This window comes from Paracoccus pacificus, from assembly GCF_042680785.1.
Taxonomy (GTDB): domain Bacteria; phylum Pseudomonadota; class Alphaproteobacteria; order Rhodobacterales; family Rhodobacteraceae; genus Paracoccus; species Paracoccus pacificus.
Window position 1 is genome coordinate 68,219 of the sequence record NZ_JBHUEN010000013.1, and the last position, 24,618, is coordinate 92,836.

25 protein-coding genes are annotated in these 24,618 nt (G+C 65.2%); 10 read left to right on the forward strand and 15 right to left on the reverse strand.

All coding sequences use genetic code 11. From position 1 onward, the window contains the following. Positions 1 to 42: 42 nt before the first annotated feature. From ACFSCT_RS04805 to ACFSCT_RS04825, 5 genes are all read left to right on the forward strand, one after another. Positions 43 to 603 carry a hypothetical protein gene (locus ACFSCT_RS04805; RefSeq protein ID WP_379140548.1) on the forward strand — a complete coding sequence of 187 codons (561 nt, stop codon included), beginning with the start codon at positions 43 to 45 and terminating at the stop codon, positions 601 to 603. Between the two features lie 13 nt (positions 604 to 616). After that, on the forward strand, positions 617 to 1,219 hold the full coding sequence (locus tag ACFSCT_RS04810) for a VOC family protein (RefSeq protein ID WP_379140550.1): 603 nt from the start codon (positions 617 to 619) through the stop codon (positions 1,217 to 1,219). After that, positions 1,210 to 1,737 carry a GNAT family N-acetyltransferase gene (locus ACFSCT_RS04815; protein WP_379140551.1) on the forward strand — a complete coding sequence of 176 codons (528 nt, stop codon included), beginning with the start codon at positions 1,210 to 1,212 and terminating at the stop codon, positions 1,735 to 1,737. Before ACFSCT_RS04810 ends, ACFSCT_RS04815 begins: the two co-directional genes overlap by 10 nt. A 48-nt stretch (positions 1,738 to 1,785) precedes the next feature. After that, on the forward strand, positions 1,786 to 2,520 hold the full coding sequence (locus ACFSCT_RS04820) for a TerB family tellurite resistance protein (protein WP_379140553.1): 735 nt from the start codon (positions 1,786 to 1,788) through the stop codon (positions 2,518 to 2,520). A 123-nt stretch (positions 2,521 to 2,643) separates the two neighbouring features. Further along, positions 2,644 to 3,300, forward strand: coding sequence for a hypothetical protein (locus ACFSCT_RS04825; RefSeq protein WP_379140555.1), 657 nt, complete (start codon positions 2,644 to 2,646; stop codon positions 3,298 to 3,300). Between the two features lie 12 nt (positions 3,301 to 3,312). On the opposite strand, the gene ACFSCT_RS04830 is transcribed toward ACFSCT_RS04825, so the two are convergent. The 5 genes from ACFSCT_RS04830 to acs form a co-directional block, all read right to left on the reverse strand. Next, positions 3,313 to 3,702 (reverse strand): YkvA family protein, encoded by a 390-nt coding sequence (locus tag ACFSCT_RS04830; RefSeq protein ID WP_379140556.1) that lies wholly within the window; start codon positions 3,700 to 3,702, stop codon positions 3,313 to 3,315. A 4-nt stretch (positions 3,703 to 3,706) separates the two neighbouring features. After that, entirely contained in the window at positions 3,707 to 4,222 is a 516-nt protein-coding gene (locus ACFSCT_RS04835) for a hypothetical protein (RefSeq protein WP_379140557.1), read from the reverse strand. 99 nt (positions 4,223 to 4,321) lie between these two features. After that, positions 4,322 to 6,130, reverse strand: a complete 1,809-nt coding sequence (locus ACFSCT_RS04840; protein ID WP_379140558.1) for a sodium:solute symporter family protein — start codon at positions 6,128 to 6,130, stop codon at positions 4,322 to 4,324. A gap of 11 nt (positions 6,131 to 6,141) precedes the next feature. Next, entirely contained in the window at positions 6,142 to 6,399 is a 258-nt protein-coding gene (locus ACFSCT_RS04845; RefSeq protein ID WP_379140559.1) for a DUF4212 domain-containing protein, read from the reverse strand. 97 nt (positions 6,400 to 6,496) lie between these two features. Continuing rightward, complete coding sequence (gene acs, locus ACFSCT_RS04850; RefSeq protein WP_379140561.1) at positions 6,497 to 8,470, reverse strand: acetate--CoA ligase; 1,974 nt, start codon at positions 8,468 to 8,470, stop codon at positions 6,497 to 6,499. A 99-nt stretch (positions 8,471 to 8,569) separates the two neighbouring features. On the opposite strand from acs, the gene ACFSCT_RS04855 reads away from it, so the two are divergent. Then, positions 8,570 to 9,055 carry a HugZ family pyridoxamine 5'-phosphate oxidase gene (locus ACFSCT_RS04855; protein WP_379140563.1) on the forward strand — a complete coding sequence of 162 codons (486 nt, stop codon included), beginning with the start codon at positions 8,570 to 8,572 and terminating at the stop codon, positions 9,053 to 9,055. A gap of 42 nt (positions 9,056 to 9,097) precedes the next feature. Here the strand turns inward: ACFSCT_RS04855 and ACFSCT_RS04860 are convergent, their stop codons facing one another. Beyond that, the gene (locus tag ACFSCT_RS04860) at positions 9,098 to 11,389 is read right to left on the reverse strand and encodes a glycosyl hydrolase family 28-related protein (RefSeq protein WP_379140564.1); all 2,292 of its coding nucleotides are present in this window, start codon (positions 11,387 to 11,389) and stop codon (positions 9,098 to 9,100) included. A gap of 147 nt (positions 11,390 to 11,536) precedes the next feature. Next, entirely contained in the window at positions 11,537 to 13,120 is a 1,584-nt protein-coding gene (locus ACFSCT_RS04865) for a lysine--tRNA ligase (RefSeq protein WP_379140566.1), read from the reverse strand. Positions 13,121 to 13,282: 162 nt separating this feature from the next. On the opposite strand from ACFSCT_RS04865, the gene ACFSCT_RS04870 reads away from it, so the two are divergent. Then, on the forward strand, positions 13,283 to 13,654 hold the full coding sequence (locus tag ACFSCT_RS04870) for a tellurite resistance TerB family protein (RefSeq protein WP_379140728.1): 372 nt from the start codon (positions 13,283 to 13,285) through the stop codon (positions 13,652 to 13,654). Positions 13,655 to 13,676: 22 nt separating this feature from the next. Here the strand turns inward: ACFSCT_RS04870 and dacB are convergent, their stop codons facing one another. The 5 genes from dacB to ACFSCT_RS04895 form a co-directional block, all read right to left on the reverse strand. Continuing rightward, complete coding sequence (gene dacB, locus ACFSCT_RS04875) at positions 13,677 to 15,089, reverse strand: D-alanyl-D-alanine carboxypeptidase/D-alanyl-D-alanine endopeptidase (RefSeq protein ID WP_379140567.1); 1,413 nt, start codon at positions 15,087 to 15,089, stop codon at positions 13,677 to 13,679. Positions 15,090 to 15,195: 106 nt separating this feature from the next. Next, complete coding sequence (locus tag ACFSCT_RS04880) at positions 15,196 to 15,837, reverse strand: nicotinate-nucleotide adenylyltransferase (RefSeq protein WP_379140569.1); 642 nt, start codon at positions 15,835 to 15,837, stop codon at positions 15,196 to 15,198. A 65-nt stretch (positions 15,838 to 15,902) separates the two neighbouring features. Then, a complete protein-coding gene (locus tag ACFSCT_RS04885) occupies positions 15,903 to 17,033 on the reverse strand; it encodes a GGDEF domain-containing protein (RefSeq protein WP_379140572.1) in 1,131 nt (376 codons plus the stop codon). Next, positions 17,020 to 17,646, reverse strand: coding sequence for a heme NO-binding domain-containing protein (locus ACFSCT_RS04890; protein ID WP_379140574.1), 627 nt, complete (start codon positions 17,644 to 17,646; stop codon positions 17,020 to 17,022). The genes ACFSCT_RS04885 and ACFSCT_RS04890 overlap by 14 nt, the downstream gene beginning before the upstream one ends. Positions 17,647 to 17,744: 98 nt before the next feature. Continuing rightward, a complete protein-coding gene (locus ACFSCT_RS04895) occupies positions 17,745 to 18,029 on the reverse strand; it encodes a DUF3572 family protein (protein WP_379140577.1) in 285 nt (94 codons plus the stop codon). Positions 18,030 to 18,139: 110 nt separating this feature from the next. Here ACFSCT_RS04895 and ACFSCT_RS04900 point away from each other — a divergent pair, with 110 nt between their 5' ends. The 3 genes from ACFSCT_RS04900 to ACFSCT_RS04910 all read left to right on the forward strand — a co-directional run bounded on the left by ACFSCT_RS04900 (position 18,140) and on the right by ACFSCT_RS04910 (position 21,160). Further along, positions 18,140 to 19,621, forward strand: coding sequence for a diguanylate cyclase (locus ACFSCT_RS04900; protein WP_379140579.1), 1,482 nt, complete (start codon positions 18,140 to 18,142; stop codon positions 19,619 to 19,621). Between the two features lie 266 nt (positions 19,622 to 19,887). Beyond that, on the forward strand, positions 19,888 to 20,334 hold the full coding sequence (locus tag ACFSCT_RS04905) for a DUF983 domain-containing protein (RefSeq protein ID WP_379140580.1): 447 nt from the start codon (positions 19,888 to 19,890) through the stop codon (positions 20,332 to 20,334). A gap of 139 nt (positions 20,335 to 20,473) precedes the next feature. Further along, the gene (locus ACFSCT_RS04910) at positions 20,474 to 21,160 is read left to right on the forward strand and encodes an NUDIX hydrolase (protein WP_379140582.1); all 687 of its coding nucleotides are present in this window, start codon (positions 20,474 to 20,476) and stop codon (positions 21,158 to 21,160) included. A gap of 13 nt (positions 21,161 to 21,173) precedes the next feature. Here ACFSCT_RS04910 and ACFSCT_RS04915 read toward each other — a convergent pair whose 3' ends face one another. The 3 genes from ACFSCT_RS04915 to ACFSCT_RS04925 all read right to left on the reverse strand — a co-directional run bounded on the left by ACFSCT_RS04915 (position 21,174) and on the right by ACFSCT_RS04925 (position 24,439). Continuing rightward, a complete protein-coding gene (locus ACFSCT_RS04915) occupies positions 21,174 to 21,938 on the reverse strand; it encodes an enoyl-CoA hydratase-related protein (RefSeq protein ID WP_379140584.1) in 765 nt (254 codons plus the stop codon). A gap of 69 nt (positions 21,939 to 22,007) precedes the next feature. Further along, on the reverse strand, positions 22,008 to 22,478 hold the full coding sequence (locus tag ACFSCT_RS04920) for a cytochrome c-type biogenesis protein (RefSeq protein WP_379140586.1): 471 nt from the start codon (positions 22,476 to 22,478) through the stop codon (positions 22,008 to 22,010). Further along, positions 22,475 to 24,439 (reverse strand): heme lyase CcmF/NrfE family subunit, encoded by a 1,965-nt coding sequence (locus tag ACFSCT_RS04925; RefSeq protein ID WP_379140587.1) that lies wholly within the window; start codon positions 24,437 to 24,439, stop codon positions 22,475 to 22,477. The genes ACFSCT_RS04920 and ACFSCT_RS04925 overlap by 4 nt, the downstream gene beginning before the upstream one ends. Positions 24,440 to 24,618: the final 179 nt, after the last annotated feature.

Below are 24,618 nucleotides of genomic sequence, written 5' to 3' on the forward strand. Positions count from 1 at the left end.
ACTAAAACCATATAGGGGCCACAGGCGGCGGGGAAAGGACCAATGAGCGGCGAGGATCAGAATACCACATCGCATTCGCCCGACGACTGGCCCACATCGGCCCTGCCGGATGGGTTCATGGCCGAATTGGGGCGCACGGTGGCGACCTTTGGCTGGCTCGAGGATAATCTCAAGCGGGCGATATTCGCCCTGACCGCGACCCGGCCGCAGGAACGCATCACCGACGGGATGCTGCGCGACTGGATCCGGCAGATGAACGACATCGCCGACGATTCGCTTTCGACCCTGATTGATCAGTTCGATGCGCAGATGCGCGGCAACCCGGCGGCGGGCGCCGATCCGCAGTTGATCAAGGACCTTCGCGCGCAAAAGGATTTTCGCAACCTGATCTGTCATTCCGCATGGACCGAGGCCGGTGACGGCCGGTTCCGTCCCGATTTCATCGACAATCGCGGCGACAAATACGACGGCACGCTGGGGGTCGAGGATTTCATCCGGATGCGGGCCGAGGTGGCGAAATCCGGTGAATCGGTGATCGCGATCATCGCTGCGACCGGGGTGTCGCTGCCCGGCCGGACCGGGCGATCGCTGTCGTCAAACTAGGGAAAGCCGCCCGATGCTGCGCTTTGATCACCTTGCCATCGCCTGCACCGATCTGGACAGCGGCGCCGACTGGTTGACGGCCCGGCTGGGGACCCGGCCGCAAAGCGGCGGCGCGCATGACTTCATGGCCACCCATAACCGCCTGCTGCGGCTGGGGCCGGGCGAGTATCTGGAACTGATCGCGATCGACCCGGATGCGCCGCCGCCCTCGCGCCCGCGCTGGTTCGGGCTGGACGGTTTCGACGGCCCGCCGCGCGCCGCCGGCTGGGTCCTGCGCAGCGATGATCTGGATCACGAGCGGCCGCCCGACCATCCCGTCCCGCAACCGGCGCGCCGGGGCGATCTGCGCTGGCGGATCACCATTCCCGACAGCGGCCAGATGCCGATGCAGGGCCTTGTGCCGATGCTGATCGAATGGGCCGCGGGTAGCCGCCACCCCGCCGACAACCTGCCCGACGCCGGCCTGCGCCTGACCGCGATGAAACTGACCCATCCCGATCCCGCCGCGCTGGCCCGCGCCCTGCCCCCGTTCGACGACGCGCGGCTGATGCTGGCGCAGGGCGCGCCGGGGCTGCATTTCCATATCCAGACCCCCACGGGTGACGCATGGCTTTGATTCGCGACGCAAGACCCGAGGATGCGGGCGCCATTGCCGCGATCTGGAACCCGATCATCCGGGATACCCCGATCACCTTCTATCCGCTGGAACGCCCGGCTGATGAGGTCGCCGCCATGATCCGCGACCGCCAGGCGGCAGGTCACGGGTTTTTCGTGGCCGACAGCGGTGACGGTGTTGGCGGCGGTGTGGCCGGCGGCGTGATCGGCTTCTCCTCATACAGCCAGTTCCGCGGCGGTCCGGGTTACGCGCGGTCGATGGAACACACCATCCACCTGACCGATGCGGCGCGCGGCCGGGGCGTCGGTCGGGCCCTGATGACATATCTTCACGATCACGCGCGCCGGGCCGGGGCACGGCTGATGATCGGCGCGATCACCGCCTCCAATGCCGGCTCGATCGCGTTTCACAAACGCCTTGGCTATGCTGAATGGGGCCGCATCCCGGCGGCGGGATGGAAGTTCGGACGATATCACGACCTGATCCTTCTTGGCCTTGATCTGGCACCCGAAAGCTGACGCCGGACGTCTGGCGCAGCGCGCTGTTCCGGGCTAGCTTCAGCCGCTATGGATCAGTTCGTCCCGCCCCAGGCCCCGGATCTTCCCAAGCGCCGCAGCTTCTGGCAGCGGACGCTCGACCGTTTGACGGCGCTGCTGACCGGACCGCGCGCCGCGGTGCCCCCCGAACGCTCGGTCGCCTTCACGATCGCGGTGATCGCGCTGGGGGCCAAGGTCGCCAAGGCCGACGGCCGGGTCGACCGGGCCGAGGTCGCCGCCTTCCGCCGGGTTTTCGTCATCCCCCGCTCGGAGGAACGTAACGCCGCCCGGGTCTTTGATCTGGCCCGGCAGGATGTCGCCGGTTTCGATACCTGGGCCAAGCGGATCGGCGCGATGTTTCCGCCGGGCGATCCGGTTCTTGCCGATGTCGTCGAAGGGCTTGTGATCATCGCTTCGGCCGATGATACGCTGCACCCGGCCGAGATCGAGTTCATCAATCAGGTCGGCGAGATCTTCGGGCTTAGCCCCGCGCGCATCGCCGGCATCCGCGCCCGCCATGGCCAGCACACCGCCGATGCCCCGCATGAGGTGCTGGGCATTCCCGCCGATACCCCTCTGCCCGAGGCGCGCAGGCGCTGGCGCGAACTGGTGCGCGAGGCGCATCCCGACACCGCTTCGTCGCGCGGTCTGCCGCCCGAGGCGATCCGGCTGGCCGAGGCCCGGACCCGGGCCCTCAATCAGGCATGGCAAAGCTTTCAGGCCATGCAGCGCCCCGCCGCGATCCTGCACAAGGCGCCGCATTAGACGGGTGCGGGCGGGTTTCGGGACCTTCACCGGCCGGTTTCGGGAACTTACCCGGCCACCGGGCATTGTTTCATTGGCAGATCGTCTGCCGCGAATTCCCCCAAGCGCAGGAAGCGCAGTATAATGACCAGAACCCTTGTTTCATCTGATCCCACCCCCGCCCGTGATCCCGCCCCCGCCCGATCGCGTCGGGGTATGCAGCCCCGCGCGGGCCGGTTGCCGGCTTTTGCGCTTGCGCTGATCCTGCCCGCAACGGCGGTGCTGGCGCAGGGGTGGACGCCGCCCCCCGCCGATACGCCGCCGCAGAATGCGCCGCAAGACACGCCCCGGAATACCGTGCCCGCGCCGGATACGATGCCCGATGCGAACCCGTTCGGCTTGCCGCCCGCCGACCCGGCCCCGGACAGCTCGGGCGATCCGTTCGATGACGTGGCGAACAGCCTGCTCGAAGGGATCCTGCGCGAGGTTCAGCCCGATCTGGACAATGTGATGCGCGGGCTTGCCGGCGCGGCCGACAAGCTGGGCCCGTTGGCGCAGGATCTGGGCGGGATGGTCGATGACATGAAGAACTATCAGCGGCCCGAGCGTCTGCCGAACGGCGACATCCTGATCCGGCGTCGCGCCGATGCGCCGCCACCGCCGCCGCTTAGCAACATGATGCGCAGCCTGACCGAGCCGGGGTATGTGGCGCCGCCCCCGGCGCCCGCCCTTCCCCAGAACCCGGTTCCGCCCGCCCCCGTCGATCCCCTGCGCCCGACGGGCCCACAGATCGACCTGTAAGCGGGCAGCCCCTTAGCGCCGCCACCGCCAGATCAGCCAGCCGGTGACGGCGATGGCCGCAAGCCAGACCGATACGATCACCGCCGCACCGGCAAGGCTGCGCGGCCGTGTGCGGCGCTGCTCGGCCATCTCGCGAAACGCGGCCATCAGCGGCGGCGGGATCAGGCGCACCGCGATCATGATCCCCAAGGGCACGATCAGCAGATCGTCAAGATAGCCGAGAACCGGGATGAAATCGGGGATCAGGTCGATCGGGCTGAGCGCATAGGCCGCGACCGCCCCGGCCAGCAGCTTGGCGGCAAGCGGCGTCCGGGGATCGCGGGCGGCGATCCACAGGGCCACCACGTCACGCTTCAGCCTTCGCGCCCAAGCTTTCAGCCGGTCCATTACCGGCCCGGACATGCCGTCACGCCACGCCTTTGGCGCAAAGCGCCCGGCCCAGCGGATCGGACGGCGGCATCGGTCCCCATTCAACGACCTCGCCCTTGCTATCGACCGGCCCCTGCCGGCGCCCTGCGCAATCGACCGCCATGCGCACGGTCTTCGTCGGCCGCCACCGCTCGACCAGAAGGATCCGCACCTCCTGCCGGTCGCCAACCGTGGTGATCTCGCGCCGGTCGATGGCCCAGAAGCGCGTGGTCACCGGCACGATGAAGCTCCACGGCCGAAACGCCTTGCCGCCGGCGCCGGTGCCCAGCACCTCGACGCTTTCCGGCAGTTGCGCGGTGATGCGCGAAAACCATGTGTATTCGTTCCAGATCGCATAGCTGAACATCGCCCCGCCGATCGCCGCCGGCAACAGCCACGAGGGCAGGACGCGCCGCCCCGCCAGCCACAGCGCATGCCGCAGCGCGTACATGATCGCCGCCGCGCCGATACCGACGGCGATCACGCCCATCACGTCCCAGCCGATGCCTTTCATTCGTCTTCCTTCCGTCGCGGCCCGTGGGCCCTTGGTGCTGAAAGCCGGCGTCTTTTCGGGACGCCGGCTTTCGTCTTGTCAGACTCCCCGGGGGGCCGGTCAGTGATGCGTCGCCACACCTGCGCCGCGCGGCACCCGGATCGATTCGACCAGTTCGACCACCTCGACCGGCGGCTCTTCGGTCGCGTTCGAAACCAGATAGGCGACAAGGAAGTTCAGCACCGCGCCGATCACCCCGAACGAGGCCGGGGAAATGCCGAACAGCCACTGATCGGCGGTATCTTCAAGCATGTTGGTGCCGGCGATGAAGAACCAGCCCTTGTAGGTGAAGATATAGATCAGCGTCGACAGGATCCCCGCCAGCATCCCCCAGATCGCGCCGGCGCTGTTCACCCGCTTGCTGAAGATGCCCATCATCAGCACCGGGAAGATCGAACTCGCCGCAAGTCCGAAGGCCAGCGCCACCGTCTGCGCCGCGAAGCCCGGCGGATGCAGCCCGAGCAGGGTGGCGACAAGGATCGAGATCGCCATGGAGATCCGGGCGGCCATCAGCTCGTTCTTTTCGCTGATGTTCGGGTTGAAAGCGCCCTTGACCAGATCGTGCGACACCGCGCCCGAAATCGCCAGAAGCAGACCCGCCGCGGTCGACAGTGCCGCCGCCAGACCGCCCGCTGCCACGATGGCGACGACCCAGCCCGGAAGGTTCGCGATCTCGGGGTTGGCCAGAACCATGATGTCATTGCTGATCGTGGTCAGCTCATTGCCCTGAAGCCCCTGGGCGGCGGCCATTTCAACCACCGGGCCATCGGTGGCCTTGTCGTTGTAATACTGGATCAGGCCGTCGCCGTTCTTGTCCTCCCATTTCAGCAGGCCGGTGGTCTCCCAGTTCTTCATCCATTGCAGATCGGGGCGGGTGTCGATGTCGCTGACCGCCAGCGCCGGCTGGCTGAACGTCTCGCCGGTGGCGGCGCCGGGCCACATGGTCGCGGTCAGGTTGAAACGCGCCATCGAGCCGACAGCCGGCGCGACGGTGTACAGAAGCGCGATGAACACCAGCGCCCAGCCCGCCGATTTGCGCGCGTCCGACACTTTCGGCACGGTGAAGAAGCGGATGATGACATGCGGCAGCCCCGCCGTTCCGATCATCAGCGCCAGCGTGAACAGCACCATGTCAAGCGTCGAGCGGTGATGACCGGTGTAGGAGTTGAAGCCCAGATCGGTCACCACCTGATCCAGCTTGGCCAGGAAGGCCACGCCCGAATCCGCATGGGTTCCGAACAGCCCGAGCTGCGGCAGGAAATTCCCGGTCAGTTGCAGCGAGATGAAGATCGCCGGGATGGTATAGGCGATGATCAGCACGACATATTGCGCCACCTGCGTATAGGTGACGCCCTTCATGCCGCCCAGAACCGCATAGGCAAAGACCACCGCAGCGCCGATCCACAGCCCGGTTTCCTTGGTCACGCCCAGATAGCGCGCGAAGGTGATGCCCACGCCCTCCATCTGGCCGATGACATAGGTGATCGACACCACCAGAAGGCAGATGACCCCGATGATCCGAGCGGTGCGGGAATAGAACCGCTCGCCGATGAATTCGGGGACGGTGAACTTGCCGAACTTGCGCAGATAGGGCGCCAGCAACAGCGCCAGCAGCACGTAACCGCCGGTCCAGCCCATCAGATAGGTCGAGTTGTCATAGCCGGTGAAGGCGATCAGCCCGGCCATCGAGATGAAGCTGGCCGCCGACATCCAGTCGGCCGCCGTCGCCATGCCGTTCATCACCGGGCTGATGCCCCGGTTCGCGGCATAGAATTCGGACGTGGTATCGGCCTTGGCCCAGATCGCGATGCCGATATACAGCGCGAAGGACAGCCCGATGACGACGAGGTTCAGGGTATATTGGTCCATCGGTCCGCCCCCTATTCTTCTACGTCATATTCGCGGTCCAGACCGTTCATCCGGGCCGCATAGACGAAAATCAGGACGATGAAGATCAGGATGGAACCCTGCTGGGCGAACCAGAACCCCAGATCGGAACCGCCAACCTTGATCCCCGCGATCAGCGGCCGCAGCAGAATGCCGAAGCCGAAGGACACAAGGGCCCAGATGATCAGGCAAATCCAGATTATGCGCAGGTTCGCCTGCCAATAGGCAGACGACGATTTTCTATCACTCATGTCCCTTACTCCCTATTCGGACAGGTTTCTGATCCGCCATCATTGTTCCCGCTGTCCGGCCTCGTGGCGGTAAGCCCGGCAGCGATGTCCGCGATCTTCAGCCGCGATTCATTCGGTTTTCGATCAGATCTTCGACCACCGCCGGCTCGGCCAGCGTCGAGGTGTCGCCAAGCGCGCCATAATCGTTTTCGGCGATCTTGCGCAGAATGCGCCGCATGATCTTGCCGGATCGGGTCTTGGGCAGACCCGGCGCCCATTGGATCAGGTCCGGCTTGGCGATCGGGCCGATTTCGTTGCGGACCCAGGCCTCAAGCTCCTTGCGCAGCTCCTCGCTGGGTTCGACCCCGTTCATCAGCGTGACATAGGCATATATCCCCTGCCCCTTCACCTCATGCGGGTAGCCCACCACGGCGGATTCGGCGACCTTCGGGTGGGCGACCAATGCCGATTCGACCTCGGCCGTGCCCATGCGGTGGCCCGAGACGTTCAGCACGTCGTCGACCCGGCCGGTGATCCAGTAATAGCCGTCCTCGTCCCGCCGGCAGCCGTCGCCGGTGAAGTAATAGCCTGGGTATTGCTGGAAATAGGTTTCCTCGAAACGCTGATGATCGCCCCAGACGGTGCGCATCTGCCCGGGCCAGCTATCGGCGATGCACAGCACGCCTTCGGCCGGGTTGCCCTCGATCGGCGCGCCGGTTTCGGGCACCAGCACGGCGGGCTTGATGCCAAAGAACGGCAGCGTGGCCGAACCCGGCTTGGTCGGGATCGCCCCCGGCAAGGGCGTGATCAGATGGCCGCCGGTCTCGGTCTGCCACCAGGTGTCGACGATCGGACATTTGCCCTTGCCGATGTATTTGTCATACCAGACCCAGGCCTCGGGGTTGATCGGCTCGCCCACCGTGCCCAAAAGCCGCAGCGAGGACAGGTCGTGCTTTTCGATGAACTCGGTCCCCTGCCCCATCAGCGCCCGGATCGCGGTCGGCGCGGTATAGAACTGGGTGACCTTGTGCTTGTCGCAGACCTCCCAGAACCGGCCGGCGTCGGGCCAGGTCGGCACGCCTTCGAACATCAGCGTCGTGGCGCCGTTCGCCAGCGGACCGTAAACGATATAGCTGTGCCCGGTGACCCAGCCCACATCCGCCGTGCACCAGAAAACATCGCCGTCATGATAGTCGAAGGTATATTCATGGGTCATCGCGGCAAAGGTCAGATAGCCGCCCGAGCTGTGCACCACGCCCTTCGGCTTGCCGGTCGAGCCCGAGGTATACAGGATGAACAGCGGATCCTCGGCATTCATCGGGCGCGGCGGGCAATCGGGGCTTACCTGCTCCATAAGCGCCAGCACGTCGACATCGCGCCCCTCGACCCAGGTGGTCTGGTCGCCGGTGTGCTTGACGACAAGGCAGCGCACCTTGTCCGAGGCATGCAGAAGCGCCTTGTCCGCATTCGATTTCAGCGCCGTGCGCCGGCCGCCGCGCGGCGCGGTGTCGGCGGTGATCACCACCTTGGCGCCGCTGTCATTGATCCGGTTGGCCAGCGCATCAGGGGAAAAACCGGCGAACACGATGGAATGGATGGCGCCGATCCGCGCGCAGGCCAGCATCGCATAGGCGGCCTCGGGGATCATCGGCAGATAGATCACCACCCGGTCGCCGCGCATCACACCCTGTGACAGCAGGACATTGGCCATCCGGTTCACCTTGTCCGACAACTCGGCATAGGTGATCTGGCGGGCGGGCGTTGCGGGGTCATCGGGTTCCCAGATGATCGCGACCTGATCGGCGCGTTCCGGCAGATGCCGGTCGACGCAGTTCACGCAGACGTTCAGAACCCCGTCCTCATACCATTTGATCGAGACCTGACCCGTGGTGAAATCGGTGTCCTTGACCTTGGTGTAAGGCGTGATCCAGTCAAGCCGCTTGCCTTCGCGCCCCCAGAAGCCATTCGGATCCGAGATTGATTCAGCATACATCCGCTTGTAGCTTTCCGGCGTCGCATGGGCGTTCTCGAACCCCGCCGGAATGGGATGTGTTGTGGTGGCTTCCTCGGACATGAATTCCCCCTGTTTCATGAGGGTCGCCGCCGCTATCGCGTTGAAGCGAAAACCGGACCCCCATTTCGCTCCTCACGTTTAAGTAAACACGGGATCGCGTGAAGTGTAAGCAAAAAAATGACCGATTTGCCTGGACCACTACAAGCCGTTGACGAGAATGCGCGCCTGCTCGCCCGGCAGATTCTAAGCGAGGCGCGCTCTGGCGTTCTGGGCTGCCTTGGGGCCGACGGGATGCCTGTTCTTGCGCGGGTGGCGGTGATGGCCGACCGGAATGGCCGGCCGGTCGCGCTTTTGTCGGAGCTGTCGACGCATTGCCGCGCGCTGCGCGCCGATCCGCGGGGATCGCTGCTGCTGGGTGAGCCCGGCGCGAAGGGTGATCCGATGACCCATCCCCGGCTTACCGTTTCGGGCAGTTTCCATGCCTTTCAGGACCCGGCGCTGAAAGCGGATTGGCTGCGGCTGAACCCAAAGGCCACGGTCTACATCAACCTGCCCGATTTCCATTTCTGGCGGCTGATGCCGACATCGGGTCTGATGATCGCGGGCTTTGGCCGGGCTTATCAGATGGACCCGGCGGACATGCTGAAAACCCCGGCCGCCTGATGCTGGCGGCCGGGGCGGTTCTTGTCGTTGCTGCCCGACGGTTCAGTTCGCCGTATCCATCCGCAACAGGACGTTCATGCGCCCTTTGGCGGCCTGAGAATAGTTGATGCGGATTTCCTTTTTCTGGCTGCCCTGTTCGGTGGTGACAAAGGGCATTTCCGTGACCCTGCCGCCCGAGGCATTGGTGACCGCGCCATCGGCCACGATCGCGTCGACGTTGCGGGCCCAGCCGCCGAACGGCAGGAAATCCGAGGCGTTGACCACCCACACCGGCTGAGCCGTGCTTTGGACATGGGTGTAACGCACCGGGTTCGACACGAATTGCGTCACGCCGTTGAACACATTGCCCGAAAAGTCGATGTTGCGCATCCGGCCATAGTTCAGGTCGGCGAATGTCGTATCGACCCTTTCGATCCGGTCGACGGTGCTGTTCAGCGCCCGGAACACGTTGCTGGTCACCGTCAGGCCCTGAATGAAATGGCCGTTCCCGTAGGGCTTGATCGAGAACCAGCGGAACCACGGCGCCACGTTGATCGCCACGAAATGGTTGCCGGTGATCGTCAGGCCGCTGAACGAAAAGCCGGTGCCAAGGTCGGGCTCGGCGACATGTTCGTTCGTCCATTCGATGGTCGAATTGTCGATATAGTTGCCGGTCAGGGCGGCGCGCGGGTTGACCTCGGTAAAGACCACGCCGGCCACGCGCACCGCATTCGTCGCCTCATCGCCCTGGAACCAGTGGTTGCCGACGATCAGATGGCCGTTGCCGCCCGCGACCAGAAAATGCCGGAAGCGGATGAACCGGCTGGAGCGGATCTTCGCGTCATTGGCATTCACGTTGATCGCGATCGAGGAACGGTTTTGGGCCAGTTCGGCCATCTCGTTCGACATGAACTGACAGCGGTCGACCACCAGATCCTGACACCCCTGCCCGGGCGAGGAAATCCCCCGGTCGCGGGGCTTGTTCACGTGGCAGTCGCGCATGAAGTTTTCCTGGCCGCCCGGCGGCAGCAGCCAACCGCTCGCGATGCCGTTCAACAGGAATTCCACATTGTCGAAGCCGAACCGTTCGACCTTGGACATGCCCGAAAAGTCAAAGGCATAGCGGAACCGGGTAAAGCCGAAATTGCGGCTTCCCGCCTCGCCGTAAAGCGGCTGCGACAGGACGAGCTTCTGCCCCGCCACATCGACCGAGCTGACATAGATCTCGCGCCCCACACCGGCGCCGGTCACGAGGCTGCCCGGCTCGATCGCGGCGGCGTTGACCACCCTGGTCAGAAGCGTCGGCTGCGCCTTGCTGTAGGTCGCCGTCGAGTTGACCGCCGTCGTGTTCCACGCCGCCCCCGCGACGACGTTGATCTGGCCATTGGCGATCATGCGGCGGTTGACATAGGTCGACAGATCCGGCGCCACCGCGCGCAGGTTGATCGGCTCGGTCAGCGTGATCTGCCGGCCGCCCAGATCAAAGACGTTGTGGTCGGTATAGCCAAGCAGCGCCTGCACGCCCTTCTTCAGCGCCTCGGTGTCATTGCCGAAGGCGGCCTCATAGGTCGGGAAATCGAAGTTCTTCATCAACGCCAGCCGGGCAGCGACCGGCATCTTGAGCTTGCCCTCGAAGCGGATCGGCGACTGGATGGTCAGGTCCGCGTTGATCGCATAAACCCCCGCCGGCACCACGATGGAACGCCCCCGCGCGGCCGCGTCGGCGGCGGCGAAGGCCTCACGGTCGTCCGATACCCCGTTGCCCTTGGCGCCGAAATCGCGCACGTCGACCCAATCCATCATGTCGCGCAGGAAGGCGTCGGTCACATCCTCGATGCGGATGGATTCGATGCGCACCGTGCCGCCATTCGCGCCCAGAAGGTCGATGCCGAAATGGCCGATGTCGGGCGCGGTCCCCCAGACCAGATCGACGCCGCCACGGTTGCCGGCGCCGACGATGGCCGAAACCTCGACCACTTCGCCATAACCGGGCAACGGCGTCATCGCGCCGGTCTCGGCGAGGCCGCCGACACGCGCGCCGGCGTTGGTGCCCGCCCACGAGCCGACGCGGACCGAGGCAAGCGGCCCGGCGATCGCCTTGATCCGGGCGCTGATGCGCAGATAGACGCCGGGCCGGATCGGGGTGTTGCCCTTATAGCGGATGCGGCACAGATCCTCGGTCTTGGTCAGTTCCAGACAGGTGCCGAAATCCTGATCCGCCGGAACCACGGCGGCGGTGCTGACATTGGCCCAGTTCGGGCTGCTGGGCGTGCCATCGCTGCGCGACCAGGTGGCAAGCCCGGCGGAAAAGCGCGGCGGCATCAGCGCGACGCCCTGCGTGATCGCGATATTCATTTATTTCCCCTTCAGATTATCAAGGCCCTGCTACGGGACCTGCCCGCGCATTCACGAGGCAATCTGTCCGGGGATGGTTAACAAAGCCTGAGCGCAGCGTGCGTTGCGCCGCGGTTTCGGCGCAACGCAAGCCGGTCCGGCGCTGCCTCAGGCGGCCTTGACCAGATCGCCCGCCAGGGCTTTTTCGATCAGCGCCCGGGTCTCATCAACGCCGTAAAGTGCTATGAAACCACCAAAACGCGGCCCCTGATCGGCGCCCAGAAGCACCTGATAAAGCGCCCCGAACCAGTCGCGCAGGGGGTCGAACCCGTGCTCGGTCCCGATCGCGAAAACCATGGTCTGCAAGGTCTCGGGATCGGCCGGGCCTTGCCACGCCGCCAGCCGCGCGGCCAGATCCTCCATCGCGCGACGTTCGCGTTCGTCCGGCAGGCGGAACTGCCGCGTCGGGGCGACGAAATCGTTGAAATAGCGCACCGCATAGCCCGCCGCCGCATCCAGATCGGGATGCGTCTCGGGGCTGGCGTCGGGGGCATAGCGGCGGATAAAGCCCCACAGCCCGTCCTTGTCCTTGGCGCCCGCCACCGAGGCAAGGTTCAACAGCATCGAGAACGGCACGACCATGTGTGACGGGGGGACCTCGCCGCCATGGATGTGCCAGACCGGGTTCGCGGCCTGCTGATCCGGAGTCTGGCCGGGGAAGGCGCGAAGCTGCTGATGATATTCATCGACGGCTTTCGGGATCACGTCGAAATGCATCCGCTTCGCCGTCTTTGGCTTCAGGAACATGAAATAGGACAGGCTTTCGGTCGCGGCATAGGTCAGCCATTCGTCGATCGACAGCCCGTTTCCCTTGGATTTGCTGATCTTCTGGCCATGCTGGTCAAGGAACAGCTCATAGGTGAAATGCTCGGGCTTGCGGCCGCCAAGGATCTCGCAGATGCGGTCATAGATCGGCGTGTTGGTGCTGTGATCCTTGCCGTACATCTCGAAATCGACGTCCAGCGCCGCCCAGCGGGCACCAAAATCGGGCTTCCATTGCAGTTTCACATTGCCGCCGGTGACCGGAAGCGTGGTTTCCTCGCCCTCGTCGTCGAAGGTGATCGTGCCGTTCTTCGCATCGACATGCTTGATCGGCACATACAGCACCCGGCCGGATTTCGGACTGATCGGCAGGAAGCAGGAATAGGTCTGCTGCCGTTCTTCGCGCAAGCTGGCCAGCATCACCTCCATGATCGCGTCGTAACGCTCGGCCGCGCGCAGCAGGGTCTCGTCGAACTGGCCCGAGCGATAGAAATCCGTGGCGCTGACGAATTCGTACTTGAACCCGAACGTGTCCAGAAACCGCCGCAGCATGGCGTTGTTATGGGCGCCAAAGCTCGGGTATTCGCCGAACGGATCGGGCACGGTGGTCAGCGGCTCTTGCAGATGTTCGCGCAGCATATCGGTGTTGGGCACGTTGTCCGGCACCTTGCGCATGCCGTCCAGATCGTCCGAGAACACCACCAGCTTGGTGGGAATATCGCTGATTTCCTCGAAGGCGCGCTGGACCATCGTGGTGCGCGCGACCTCACCGAAAGTCCCGAGATGCGGCAGCCCCGAGGGGCCATAGCCGGTCTCGAACAGGACATAGCCCTTTTCCGGCGGCGCCTTCTCATAGCGTTTCAGCACCCGCCGCGCCTCCTCGAAAGGCCATGCCTTCGATGTCCTTGCCGCGTCACCAAGCTGTGCCATGTATCAATCCCTTTTCCCGCGCGTCATGCGACCCGTCGCGGTTCCCCGTATTGAAACCGTGACAAATGGTCAATAATCAGGGGGTGTCGCTTGATAAAGGAAACCCTCAGCGTGACCACCGATCTGCCATCCTTTTCTGCCCCTGACGCGCTGGTTGCGGTCATGGTGGCCGTTTCGGCATCCGACAGCACGATGCCGACCTCGGAACTGGTCGCGATCGAACGCATGGTCGATCACGCGCCGGTTTTCGCCAATTACGATGCGGACCGGATCCGCGCGATTTCCCAGACCGTGATCGCCCTTTTCGAAGAAGAGGACGGTCTTGACGCGCTTTTCGGTCTGGTCCGCGAATCGCTGCCCGAGCGGCTTTATGATACTGCCTATGCGCTGGCCTGCGACGTGGCCGCCGCGAATGGCAAGCTGGCCGACGCCGAGTTGCAGATGCTGGCCGAAATCCGCGATCAGTTCGAGATCGACCGGCTGCATGCGGCCGCGATCGAGCTTTCGGCCCGCGCCCGCCATCGCCTGCTTTAGGGCCGGGTTCGCCTCAGGCGCCTTATCCCGCCTGCGACAGGATCAGCCGCTGCTGCAGCGATTTGGCCCGCTTGACCCAGCTTATCATGCCCGCCGGCAGCTCCTGCCCCTCGCTTCGGGCGCGTTTTTCGGGGTCGGCGCAGAAGATCGCAAACACAAGGATGCGGCCGTCGCCGCCCTCGGCATAGCCGGCAAGGTTCGACACGAAATTGAGCGTGCCGGTTTTGGCGTCTATCCGCACCGGGCTGGCGATGCGTTTTCCGCGTTCATCCAGCACCGGAATATGCTTCATCAGGTCGCGCAACCCCGCCGCGCGACCCGGACCGCTCATCACCTCGACCAGGGTTTCGGCGGAAATGCGGTTCTGGGGTGAAAGACCGGAATGATCGTGGAAATACATCTCTCCGGCCACGCCCGTCGATGAAAGCCAGTCGCGCATGACCTCTGCCGATGCCGGAATGCTTTGCGCCCCGCTGGCAGCAAGCCCGACCACCTCGGCGGTCAGGTTGGTGGAAAATTCCATCATGTCGCGCAGAATATCGCGCAGGGGCGGGCTTTCGATGCGGGTCAGTTCGCGGGCATCATCGGGCAGATCGGCGATCACCTCGGGTGCCGGCAGGACCAGACCCTGCGCGCGGCACAGCGTCTGAAAAACGTCGCCCGCGTAAAGCTCGGGCTGGCGGATGGGAAGCCAGCGGCTGCCGTTCCGCCCCAGCGCGCCCTGCGCGATCGACCAGATTTCCTTGCCGTCCTTGATCTGATGGGTCATCAGCGGCCGGGTGCCGGCGCGGGTGACGGCGGTCACCGTATAGGCGCGCGGCGATTGAGACCGGGCGCGCGCCTGCAAGGACAGGGAATATCCACCCTTGTCCTGCCGCCGCCACTCCAGATGCACGCGGTTGAAGTTCAGGATCATCCCCGAGATGGTCGGATTATAGGGCAGATATTCGGCCTGCCCCGGCGCGATCTGGTCAATCCGCGGCAATGCGCCACCCCAGACCGCGAAACGCTGCGGCACGCCCGGTTTCGTCGCCGCCAGCCGCCGCGCCATATCGGCCAGCGCATCGGTATCAAGCGCCGGATCGCCGCCGCCGGCCAGGATCAGCCGGTCGCCCGATTGCATGACGCGCGTCACGAAACGATAGTCGGGGCCAAGCCGCTGCAACGCGAAAAGCGCGGTGACGATCTTCAGCGTGCTGGCCGGCGGCAGCGCAAGCTGGCCGTTCCGCGACGCGAGCAGATCGCCGGTATTCAGATCGCGAAAAACCGCGGCGAGTTCGGCGTCCTTCGGCGCATCGGCGGCGAGATCGCCGAAACTGGGCGGGGTGGCGGCCAGCGCGGCCTCGGCCGACAGCCGGCGCGGCAGAAACGGAAGCGCGCCAAGTCCGGCAAGGATCGCGCGGCGGGGTATCAGTATTTGCGTGTTCGTCGTCATGATTTCCCGCCGATAGCCAGCATTCCGCGCGAAGGTCAAGTCGCAGACGGGTGAACATCGCGTTCCATGCGTGGCGATCGCCATGCGGCGCGCCTGATCCCCTGCGTCATTCCGGCGTGGCACCGGCGTTCTTGCGGCGGCGCCGTGCCGTCTTTGCGCGCCGGGCGGCTCGTATCGCCGAACTTGACAGATAATTGAGCGGCACGTCGATCATCACCCACGCCGGTGGCGGCGTCGAGGCAAGCGCGCTTGCCCGCGATTCCGGCAGGCGATAGCGCGCAAGCACCCGCGCCGCGACCGAGAATTTCGCCGACAGGCGCGACCCCGGCCGCGCGATCACGCCGATCGGCACCAGATCCGCGATTGCGCGCCATTCGTCCCATTGCGAGAATTGCGCCAGATTGTCAGAGCCCATCAGCCAGACGAACCTGACCCCGGGATAAAGCGCGGTCAATCGCCGCAGCGTGTCGACGGTCATCCGCGTGCCCAGCGTCGTTTCCAACCCCGTCACCACAATGCGCGGATCCTGCACCAGTTCGTCGGCGAAGGATATGCGCTGGTCCAAAGGCGCCGGTCCGTGGGGCTTCAGCGGGTTTCCCGGGCTGACCAGCCACCAGACCCGATCGAGCCCGAAACGCGAAAGCGCATATTCACTGATGTGGATATGGCCTTCATGGGCGGGATCGAACGATCCGCCCAGCAATCCGACCCGAAGCCCCGGCGTGGCGATGGGAAAGCCCTGTCTCATCAGTCCTGTCTAAGCGACTGCCGGGAAAGCGAAAAGACCGAACCTTATGGATTTGGGTTCGAACCTTATGGATTTGGGACGGCACCGCCGGATATTTCCGGACCGGCCCCATTCCCAAGGGCAGCGGCGTGCCCCGGTGCCTGATGGGTCGGGACGGATATTTGCGGCCCCGGTTCCTCGAGAATCTCGCTATAAATCTCGGTGCGCCCGCGGCCGTTCTGCTTGGCCAGATAAAGCGCCTTGTCGGCGCGCCGGATCAACGCGTCATAGGTCTGCCGGCCACCCCTTTCGGGGCGGGCCATGCCGATGCTGGCCGAAACCTTCCATTCCCGGCCGGCGACCTCGATCGGCTCCTCGATTCGGGTGATCATGCGCCGGCCGAGCCGGTCCAGCGCCGCATCGTCGAGGCTTTCCGAAATCAGCATGACGAATTCGTCGCCACCGACCCGCGCCACCGTGTCCCGCGCCCGCATCTGCGCGCGCAATCTTTCGGCGACGGCGCACAGAACCGCGTCGCCGATCAGATGGCCGCCGGTGTCGTTGACCTCTTTGAACCGGTCGAGGTCGAGATGGGCGATGACGAATTCAGGCGCCTGAGCCACGCCGTCCATACGCCGCACCAGCATCGACAGCGCCACCTCCAGCCCGCGACGGTTGTAAAGCCCGGTCATCGGATCGGTGAACGCCTGTCGTTCGGCCTGCAACCGCGCCTCTTCCAACCGGACGCTGGTATTGGTCAGCTCGGCCCGCACCGCGTTATTGGCCTCTTGCAGAAACAGCATTTCCATACACAGGTCCGATGGAACGCTGTCTTCGTCGGTCATGCCCAAAGCCACCACCGCCTCGGGCAGCGCGACACCAAAGCCGAAATTCAGCAAGACGCCGGTTTCGGTCCCGGGAACCGGCGCGCCATGGCCCCGGATGGTCAGATGCGGCGCCTCCTTCTGGCGCAGGAACAGCCGCCGACCGCTCGCGAGTTCAGCGATATCCGGCTGGGTCCCCGACCGCCCCCGCGACTGTGCGGGTTCGAAAGCATCGAACAGGCGCGACTGCCCGGCGGTGATGCCCATGCGCGCCATCGTGCGCCCGGCCGAGCGGATCAGCCCGCTGCCGTCGACCAACAGATGCATCGGCATCATCCGGTGCAGCAAATCCTCGAGCGTCCAGCCCGCCGACGACGCTTCAGTGTTCTGCATTACCGTCCACCCTTCCCGCCCCGCTTCTGACGGCGGCCGCCGAAAGACCCGCGGATAGAACAAAATCCCTGCCCTCGGCGAAATCCGTCGACAGTATCGTCACCTCGATGATCCCTTGCGGATTAGTCTCGATCAGCGCCAGCGCACCATAATCATCGGCGATCGCACGCAGCCCCCCCGCCACCAGCGACCGCCACAGGTCATGGATCGCGGCGTCCCGCCCGGGATCGACACTGACCGACAGCCGCTCACCCTCCTGCCAGACGGAGAAATCGGGCACCTCCATCTCGGGCAGGATTAGGTGGCAGCGGCCGCGGAATTCGTTCAGCGACAGGACGAAATCGCGATAATCCGGGCCGGAAAACCGCAACAACCGACGCAAGGCTTCCATCTGGACCAGCCAGGCGCCGATATCCTCGGTCAATTCGTCGACCGATTTGCCCAGATTTTCCGCAGCCGTCGCCAGAACCCCGGCAACCTTGTCCTGAGGGCAGTTCTCAAACGCGCCGAAATCCCCCAACCCGACAAGTGCCACCACCTGCCGCCAAAAACCCATGCCATAAGTTTCGGTCAGAAAAAGCTCGATCGAGCGGATCACGAAACGATGCATCATTTTCCCCAAGGCCTCTGTGGTGCAACACAACACATGCGGGTTAAAGATGCGCTAAGAACTCGCCTTAAGCTTGTGGAAATTAGGTGGTATTTTAATGATCAGGCGAACTCGCCACGGCTTGCGGGATCAAGAATGACCCGCGCCCGGGCGATGCTTTCCGGCCGGATCTCCAGCATTCGCGCCATTTCCACCATGCGATCATCCTGTTCGGCGATGAAATCGAGCACGAACAGCGCGAAACCCGGCCGCCCCGCCATCGCCCGCAGCCCGACCGGATCGGTGCCGGTCGAGGCCATGAAACTCTGCACCATTTCGGGATCCGCCGCGATCCGCAAAAACGCCTGCATGGCCAGATCACGGGCGGCTTCGGCTTCTTTCGGCACGGTTTTCCTTTCGATAAACCGCCGCAACGGCAAAGCGGAAACGGTTTGTTAACCCTTTTGCGCAAGGATGCCCCTGTGCTTCCGGGCTGTAAAGAGGAGTGATGGCGGCCATGACCGGCAAGATCTTGATCGCCGACGGTGTCTCGACCAACCGCATCACGCTGAAGGTCAAGCTGGCTTCCGCCTGTTATGATACGGTGCTGGCCGCGACGGGGGTCGAGACCATGCGGCTCGCGCGGCTGCTGCAGCCGGACATGATCATCCTTGATGCGGGTATGCCCGACGAATCGGGGATCGCGCTCTGCAAACGCCTGCGCCGCGACCCCGAGACAGCGGCGATTCCGGTGATCCTGATCGCCGAGCAGGACGCGAGGGTATTGGCCCTTCAGGCCGGTGCCGCCGACGTCCTCAGCCGCCCGCTGGACGGCATGCTTCTGATGGCCCGGGTGCGCAGCATCCTGCGGGACATGTCGGCGGATGACGGCGACATGCGCCACTTACCCTTCCCCGCCGGCGGTTCATCGGCGGGGGATCAGCTTTCCGGGCTGGCGGAAACCGCCGCCGCCTTCCTTCCCAAGCAGACGGACGGAGAGATTGCGCTGGTTGCCGCCTCGCCCGGGCAGGCGATGTCGTGGCGGCACGCGCTTCAAGGCCCGTTAAACGCCCGGATGCGGATTTACGATGCGGAATCGGCGCTTACGCAGGCAAGCCTCGGTAATGTCCCCGATCTGTATCTGATCGCCGCGGATCTTGAGCGGCGGGGCGACGGGTTGCGCCTGATGTCGGAATTGCGGGCGCGGCGGGGCTCGCGCGACTCGGTCTATGTCGTGGCGCTTTTGCCCGATCAGGTCGAAATGGCGGCGATCGCCTTCGATCTTGGCGCAGGCGACGTTATCCCCGTTCATATGTCGGCCACCGACGCACAAGAGACGGCGCTGCGGATTCGCGCGCAGGTCGCGCACAAACGCCGCGCCGACCGCCGCCGCCGGGAAACCGCGGCGACCCGGGTGCTGGCCGTCACCGACCCGCTGACCGGGCTGTATAACCGCCGCCATGCCCTGCCGGCGCTTGAACGCATGCTGGGTGCGACCGGGCCCGGCTGCCGGGGCGTGGCGGTGCTGACGCTGGACATCGACCGGTTCAAATCCATCAACGACCGTTTCGGCCACCCCGCGGGGGACGAGGTTCTGCGCATCGTCTCGGGCCGGCTGCGCGAGGCGACGCTGCCCGGCGATCTCTTGTCGCGGATCGGGGGCGAGGAATTCCTGATCGCGCTGCCGGACAAGACGGCGCAGGATGCATGGCTCTGTGCCGAGCGGCTGCGGACTTGCGTGGGTGAGCGTCCGATCCATGTCGCGTCCCAGCCCGGCGCCCATGATGCGGTGCCGCTGTCCGTCACGGTGTCGATCGGTCTTGCGCATCTGCCCGGAGCGTCGGCGGGTTACCTGCGCGATACCCCGGCACAGCTGACCCAGATCGCGATGGCGATCTCGGACCGGGCCTTGCTGGGCGCCAAGGCCGGCGGGCGTGACCGGGTCTGCATGGCCGATCCGGGTTGGCAGCCGGCACAGCATGAACAGCTTGCGCTCTGACCACCCGGGCGCGCGGTGCCGCCGATAGCGGGGTGTTCGGCGTAATGGGCGGGCAATGACGCGCGAACCTCGGCCGGAATTAGTGCAAACACCCGCCGCGTCCGCGCGAGGGGAGCAAAACGCGCATCATTCCGCCGGAATGCGACATTCGGTCCGCCGGCCTGCGACATTCGGTAGCGCCCGGTTGATTCGGCCGGGCCGACGTTCTATTTCGGGGTCATCGCCGACCGCCATTGGCGGCCTCACGCATCAGCCGGGGAAAGAAAATGGCCGACGCTATCGAAACTGCCACCGCCATGCCCGCCGACACCGCCGTTCAGGATAATGCCGAGCGCTCGACCGGGCGGGCGATGCTGCGCGGCTGGCGCGGCCGCTGCCCCTCATGCGGGGACGGCAAGATCCTTTACCGCTATCTCAAGGTGGTCGACAGTTGTCCCGCCTGCGGCGAGGAACTGCATCACCAGCGCGCCGACGACGGTCCGGCCTATCTGACGGTTCTGTTCGTCTCGCATCTGCTCGGCCCGGCGATTCTGGCGGTGTTCATCGCATGGCGTCCGGATCCGGTCACCATGCTGCTTGGCTTCAGCTTTGCCGCCGTGGCGCTGTCGCTTTTGCTTCTGCCCCGGGTCAAGGGCGCCATGGTCGGGCTGCAATGGGCGCGCCGCATGCACGGGTTCGAACATGCCGCGTCGCCGGCACGGGCGCGCGACTGATCTTTGTGGCATTTGCTCGGGGGCGCCGCTGACAGGTGGCGCCATCACGCGCCCGATCCTGCCCCGCCGTCGGGTTGCGCTTTTTCCCAGAACCCGCATGATCTTCGCTGCGCCTGATAAATGGCCGCCGGAGTTCTGAATGCCCAACGATAACGCCCCCGATCCCGCCCCGATCCGCGACGCGGCCACGGTCATCGTTCTGCGTCGGATGCCCGCAGGTCCGGCGGTCCTGATGGGCATGCGGGGCGAAAAGGCCGCCTTCATGCCCTCGAAATACGTTTTTCCGGGCGGTGCGGTCGACGCAACCGATGCCGGTGAAACGCTTGCCGGGGGCATCGACGCCAAAAGCGACGCGCGGCTTGCGCAGTTCCCGCACTCCGACGCCTCGGCCCATGCGCTGGCGACGGCCGCGCTGCGCGAACTGTCCGAGGAAACCGGGCTGGTGATCGGGCGCGCGGGCAGCGGCTCGGGGATCGCGGCCTATGCGCAGGCCGGGCTGTTGCCGGACGCCTCGGCGCTGCATTTCATTTTTCGCGCGATCACGCCGCCGGGTCGCTCGCGCCGTTTCGACGCACGGTTCTTTCTGGTCGAGGCCGAGGCGCTAAGCTGCGATCCGGATGATTTCTCGCGGGCCTGCGATGAGCTTTCGCATCTGCATTGGGTGCCGCTGGATCAGGCCCGGGCGTTGGATTTGCCTTTCATCACCGATGTGGTGCTGGCCGAGGTCGGGCGCCTGTTGACCGGCGGCACCCGGGTGGCAGCGCCGCCGACCGTGCCGTTTTTCGACAACAGCGGGCCCGAGCCCCGCTTTCGGCAGATCGCCTGAGCCGCGGCCCGGCCTAACTGCCGGTGAATTGCGGCCGGCGCTTGCCCAGAAATGCGGCGACACCCTCGGCGAAATCCTTGCTGTTGCCACATTCGCCCTGCAACCGCGCCTCAAGCGCCAGTTGCGCGTCAAGATCATTGGTCGCGGATGCCCGCAGCGCCTTGCGGATGTTCAGATAGGACCGGGTCGGCCCTTGTGCCAGCGCATCCGCGCGCGCCGCCACCCGGGTCACGAAGGCATCGTCAGGGACGGCTTCATAGATCATCCCCCAGTCGGCCGCCTGCCGGGCGGTGATCGGATCGGCAAACAGCATCGCCCCCATGGCACGCGCCTGACCGATCAGCCGGGGGATCATCCAGGTGCCACCCGCGTCCGGTATCAGCCCGATACGGGTGAACGCCTGCACGAAACTGGCGCTTTCGGCGGCGATCACCACATCGGCCAAAAGCGCCAGATTGGCCCCCGCGCCGGCCGCGACGCCGTTCACCGCCGCGATAACCGGCGCGGGACAGTTCACCAGCGCCCGCAGCATCGGTTCATATTCGCGCCGCAGCGTGCCCTCGACGTCCAGACCCGCGCTTGCGTCGGTCAGATCCTGCCCCGAGCAGAACGCCCGGCCTGTGCCGGTCAGCACGACGACCCGCGCGCCCTCGCCCGGGTTCGCCAGAACCTCGGCCAGTTCGGCACGCATGGCGCTGTTCAGCGCATTCATGACCTCGGGCCGGTTCAGGGTGATGGTGGCGATGCCGTTTGCCAGCGTGCGGGTGATGGTTTGCATTGCGGTTTCCATGCTGAAATCACCGCGATGTTAGGCCGCCCAAACGCGGCAACCAAGCGCGACACCACGTCAGTCGCGCATGATTTCGCCAAGCCGCGCCTTTTCCTCGGCGCTTAAAGGCGGGCCGCGCGGCTCTGGCCTTGCACGATCGGGGCGGCGGCCGCGCAGATAGACGATGGCCAGCAGCACGCCCAGAACTGCCATGATCGGCCCGGCGAGCCACAGGATCAGGTTGATCCCGCGCGCGCGGGGCTGGAACAGGACGAATTCGCCGAACCGGTCGGTCACCGCCTGAATGACCGCCTGATCGCTGTCCCCCGCCGTCAGCCGCTCTCGGACGTAAAGCCGCAGGTCGCGGGCGACCGGGGCGCTCGATTCGTCGATGGTTTCGCCCTGACAGACCGGACAGCGCAGCAGTTTCGAGATGTCGCGCGCCCGCGCCTCCAGCGCCGGATCGGCCAGCACCTCATCGGGCTGCACCGCGCCCGCCGGAAACGCCAGCAGCACGCACAGGCAGAACAGCAGGCAAAGCGCCTTCATTCCGCCGGCGCCATCTGCGCACGGCTGCGCCGCGCCGCCCCGGCGGCGACGCGATAGCGCCGGTCGCTCAGGCTGGTCAACCCGCCAAGCGCCATCAGCAGCGCCCCGGCCCAGATCCAGTTCGCGAACGGTTTGACATAGCTGCGCACCGCCCAGCCACCGTCCGCCTGCGGGTCGCCGATCACCAGATAGATGTCGCGCCATACGCCGTTCAGGATCGCCGCCTCGGTCGTTGGCATGCCCTGCACCGGATAGATCCGCTTTTCCGGGTACAGCGTGGCCAGCGGACGCCCGTCCTTTGCGACCTCGATGGTCGCCGTCTGCGAGATATAGTTCGGGCCCTCGATCTTATCGACCTTGGCAAGCGTCAGGCTATAGCCGGCGACGTCGAAGGAATCGCCCTCTTTCGCGACCCGGATATCCTCGACCTGCCACGCCAGCATCAGCGAGATACCGATGAAGGTTACGCCAAGGCCGCCATGGGCCAGAACCCGGCCCCAATCGGCGCGCGGCAGGCGGCTGAGCCGCGAAAACCCGCCCGAGCCGGTGCGCTGCCAAAGATCGACGACCGAGCCCGCGACAAGCCAGCTTCCCAGACCGGCGCCGATCACCGCCAGCGCCGAATTGCCGGTGGAAACCGCATAGACCAGAACCCCAACCGCCGCGGTAAAGATCATGGCCGGGCGCAACGGGCGGATGACGCGCGAAAGCTTGCCGCGCTTCCATGGCAGGATCACCCCGATCGGCAGGATCAGCGCCAGCGCGATCATGAAGGGCGGGAAGGCCTTGTTGAAAAACGGCTCACCCACCGAAAGCGTGCGGCCCCAGATCATTTCCGCGACCAGGGGCCAGACGGTCCCGATGAAAACCACAAAGGCCGATACGGCAAGTGCGACGTTGTTCAGGATCAGCGCGCCTTCGCGGCTGACCGGCTGGAACAATCCGCGCGCCTGCATGGTGCTTGCGCGCGCCGCATAAAGCGTCAGCGCACCGCCGACGAAAACGGCGAGGATGCCCAGAATGAAGATGCCGCGTTTGGGATCGTTGGCGAAGGAATGGACCGAGGTCAGCACCCCCGACCGCACGATGAACGTGCCCATCAGCGAAAAGCCGAAACCAAGTATGGCCAGCAATATGGTCCAACTTTTCAGCGCCTCGCGCTTTTCGACCACGATCGCAGAATGCAAAAGCGCGGTGGTCAGAAGCCACGGCATGAAGCTGGCGTTCTCGACCGGATCCCAGAACCAGAAACCGCCCCAGCCGAGTTCGTAATAGGCCCACCACGACCCCATGGCGATGCCGATGGTCAGAAACATCCATGCCGTCAGCGTCCACGGCCGCACCCAGCGCCCCCAAGCGGCATCGACCCGGCCCTCGATCAGGGCGGCGACGGCAAAGGAAAACGCCATGCTCAGCCCGACATAGCCGAGATAAAGAAACGGCGGGTGAAAGGCGAGCCCGGGGTCCTGCAACAGCGGGTTCAGATCCTGCCCGTTGAACGGCGCGTCAACCAGCCGGATGAACGGGTTCGAGGTCAGCAGGATGAAGGCCAGGAACGCCACCCCGATCGCCCCCTGAATCGCAAGGACCCGCGCCCGCAGACGTGGCGGCAGGTTGGTTCCGAACACCGCCGCGGCCGCGCCGAACAGCGAAAGGATCAGCACCCAAAGCAGCATCGAACCTTCGTGGTTCCCCCAGACGCCGGTGAACTTGTAAAGCAGCGGCTTGGCGGTGTGGCTGTTCTGATAGACCAGCGCGACCGAAAAATCCGAGGTCACGAATGCGTGGGTCAGGGCCGCGAACGCCAGCCCGATCAGCCCGAATTGCGCGACGGCGGCGGGGCGCGCCGTCTCCATCCAGCGGGAATCGTTCAACTGCGCGCCCACGAATGGCACGACGGTCTGGAACAACGCCACAGCCAGCGCGAGGATCAACGCGAAATGGCCCAGTTCTGCGATCATTGGCACCTCTTTTCGTCAAGGGACCTTATACGGTTTTGGCGGCCGCGCCAATGCGACGAGTTGACCATATCGTCAACCCTTTGCCAGCCGGCCCCTACCGGCTGCTTTCCACGACTGCTTTCCGCGACGGCTTTCCGCGACGGGCCCGTGGACAAGCCCGCGCCGCTGGGGCAGCATCC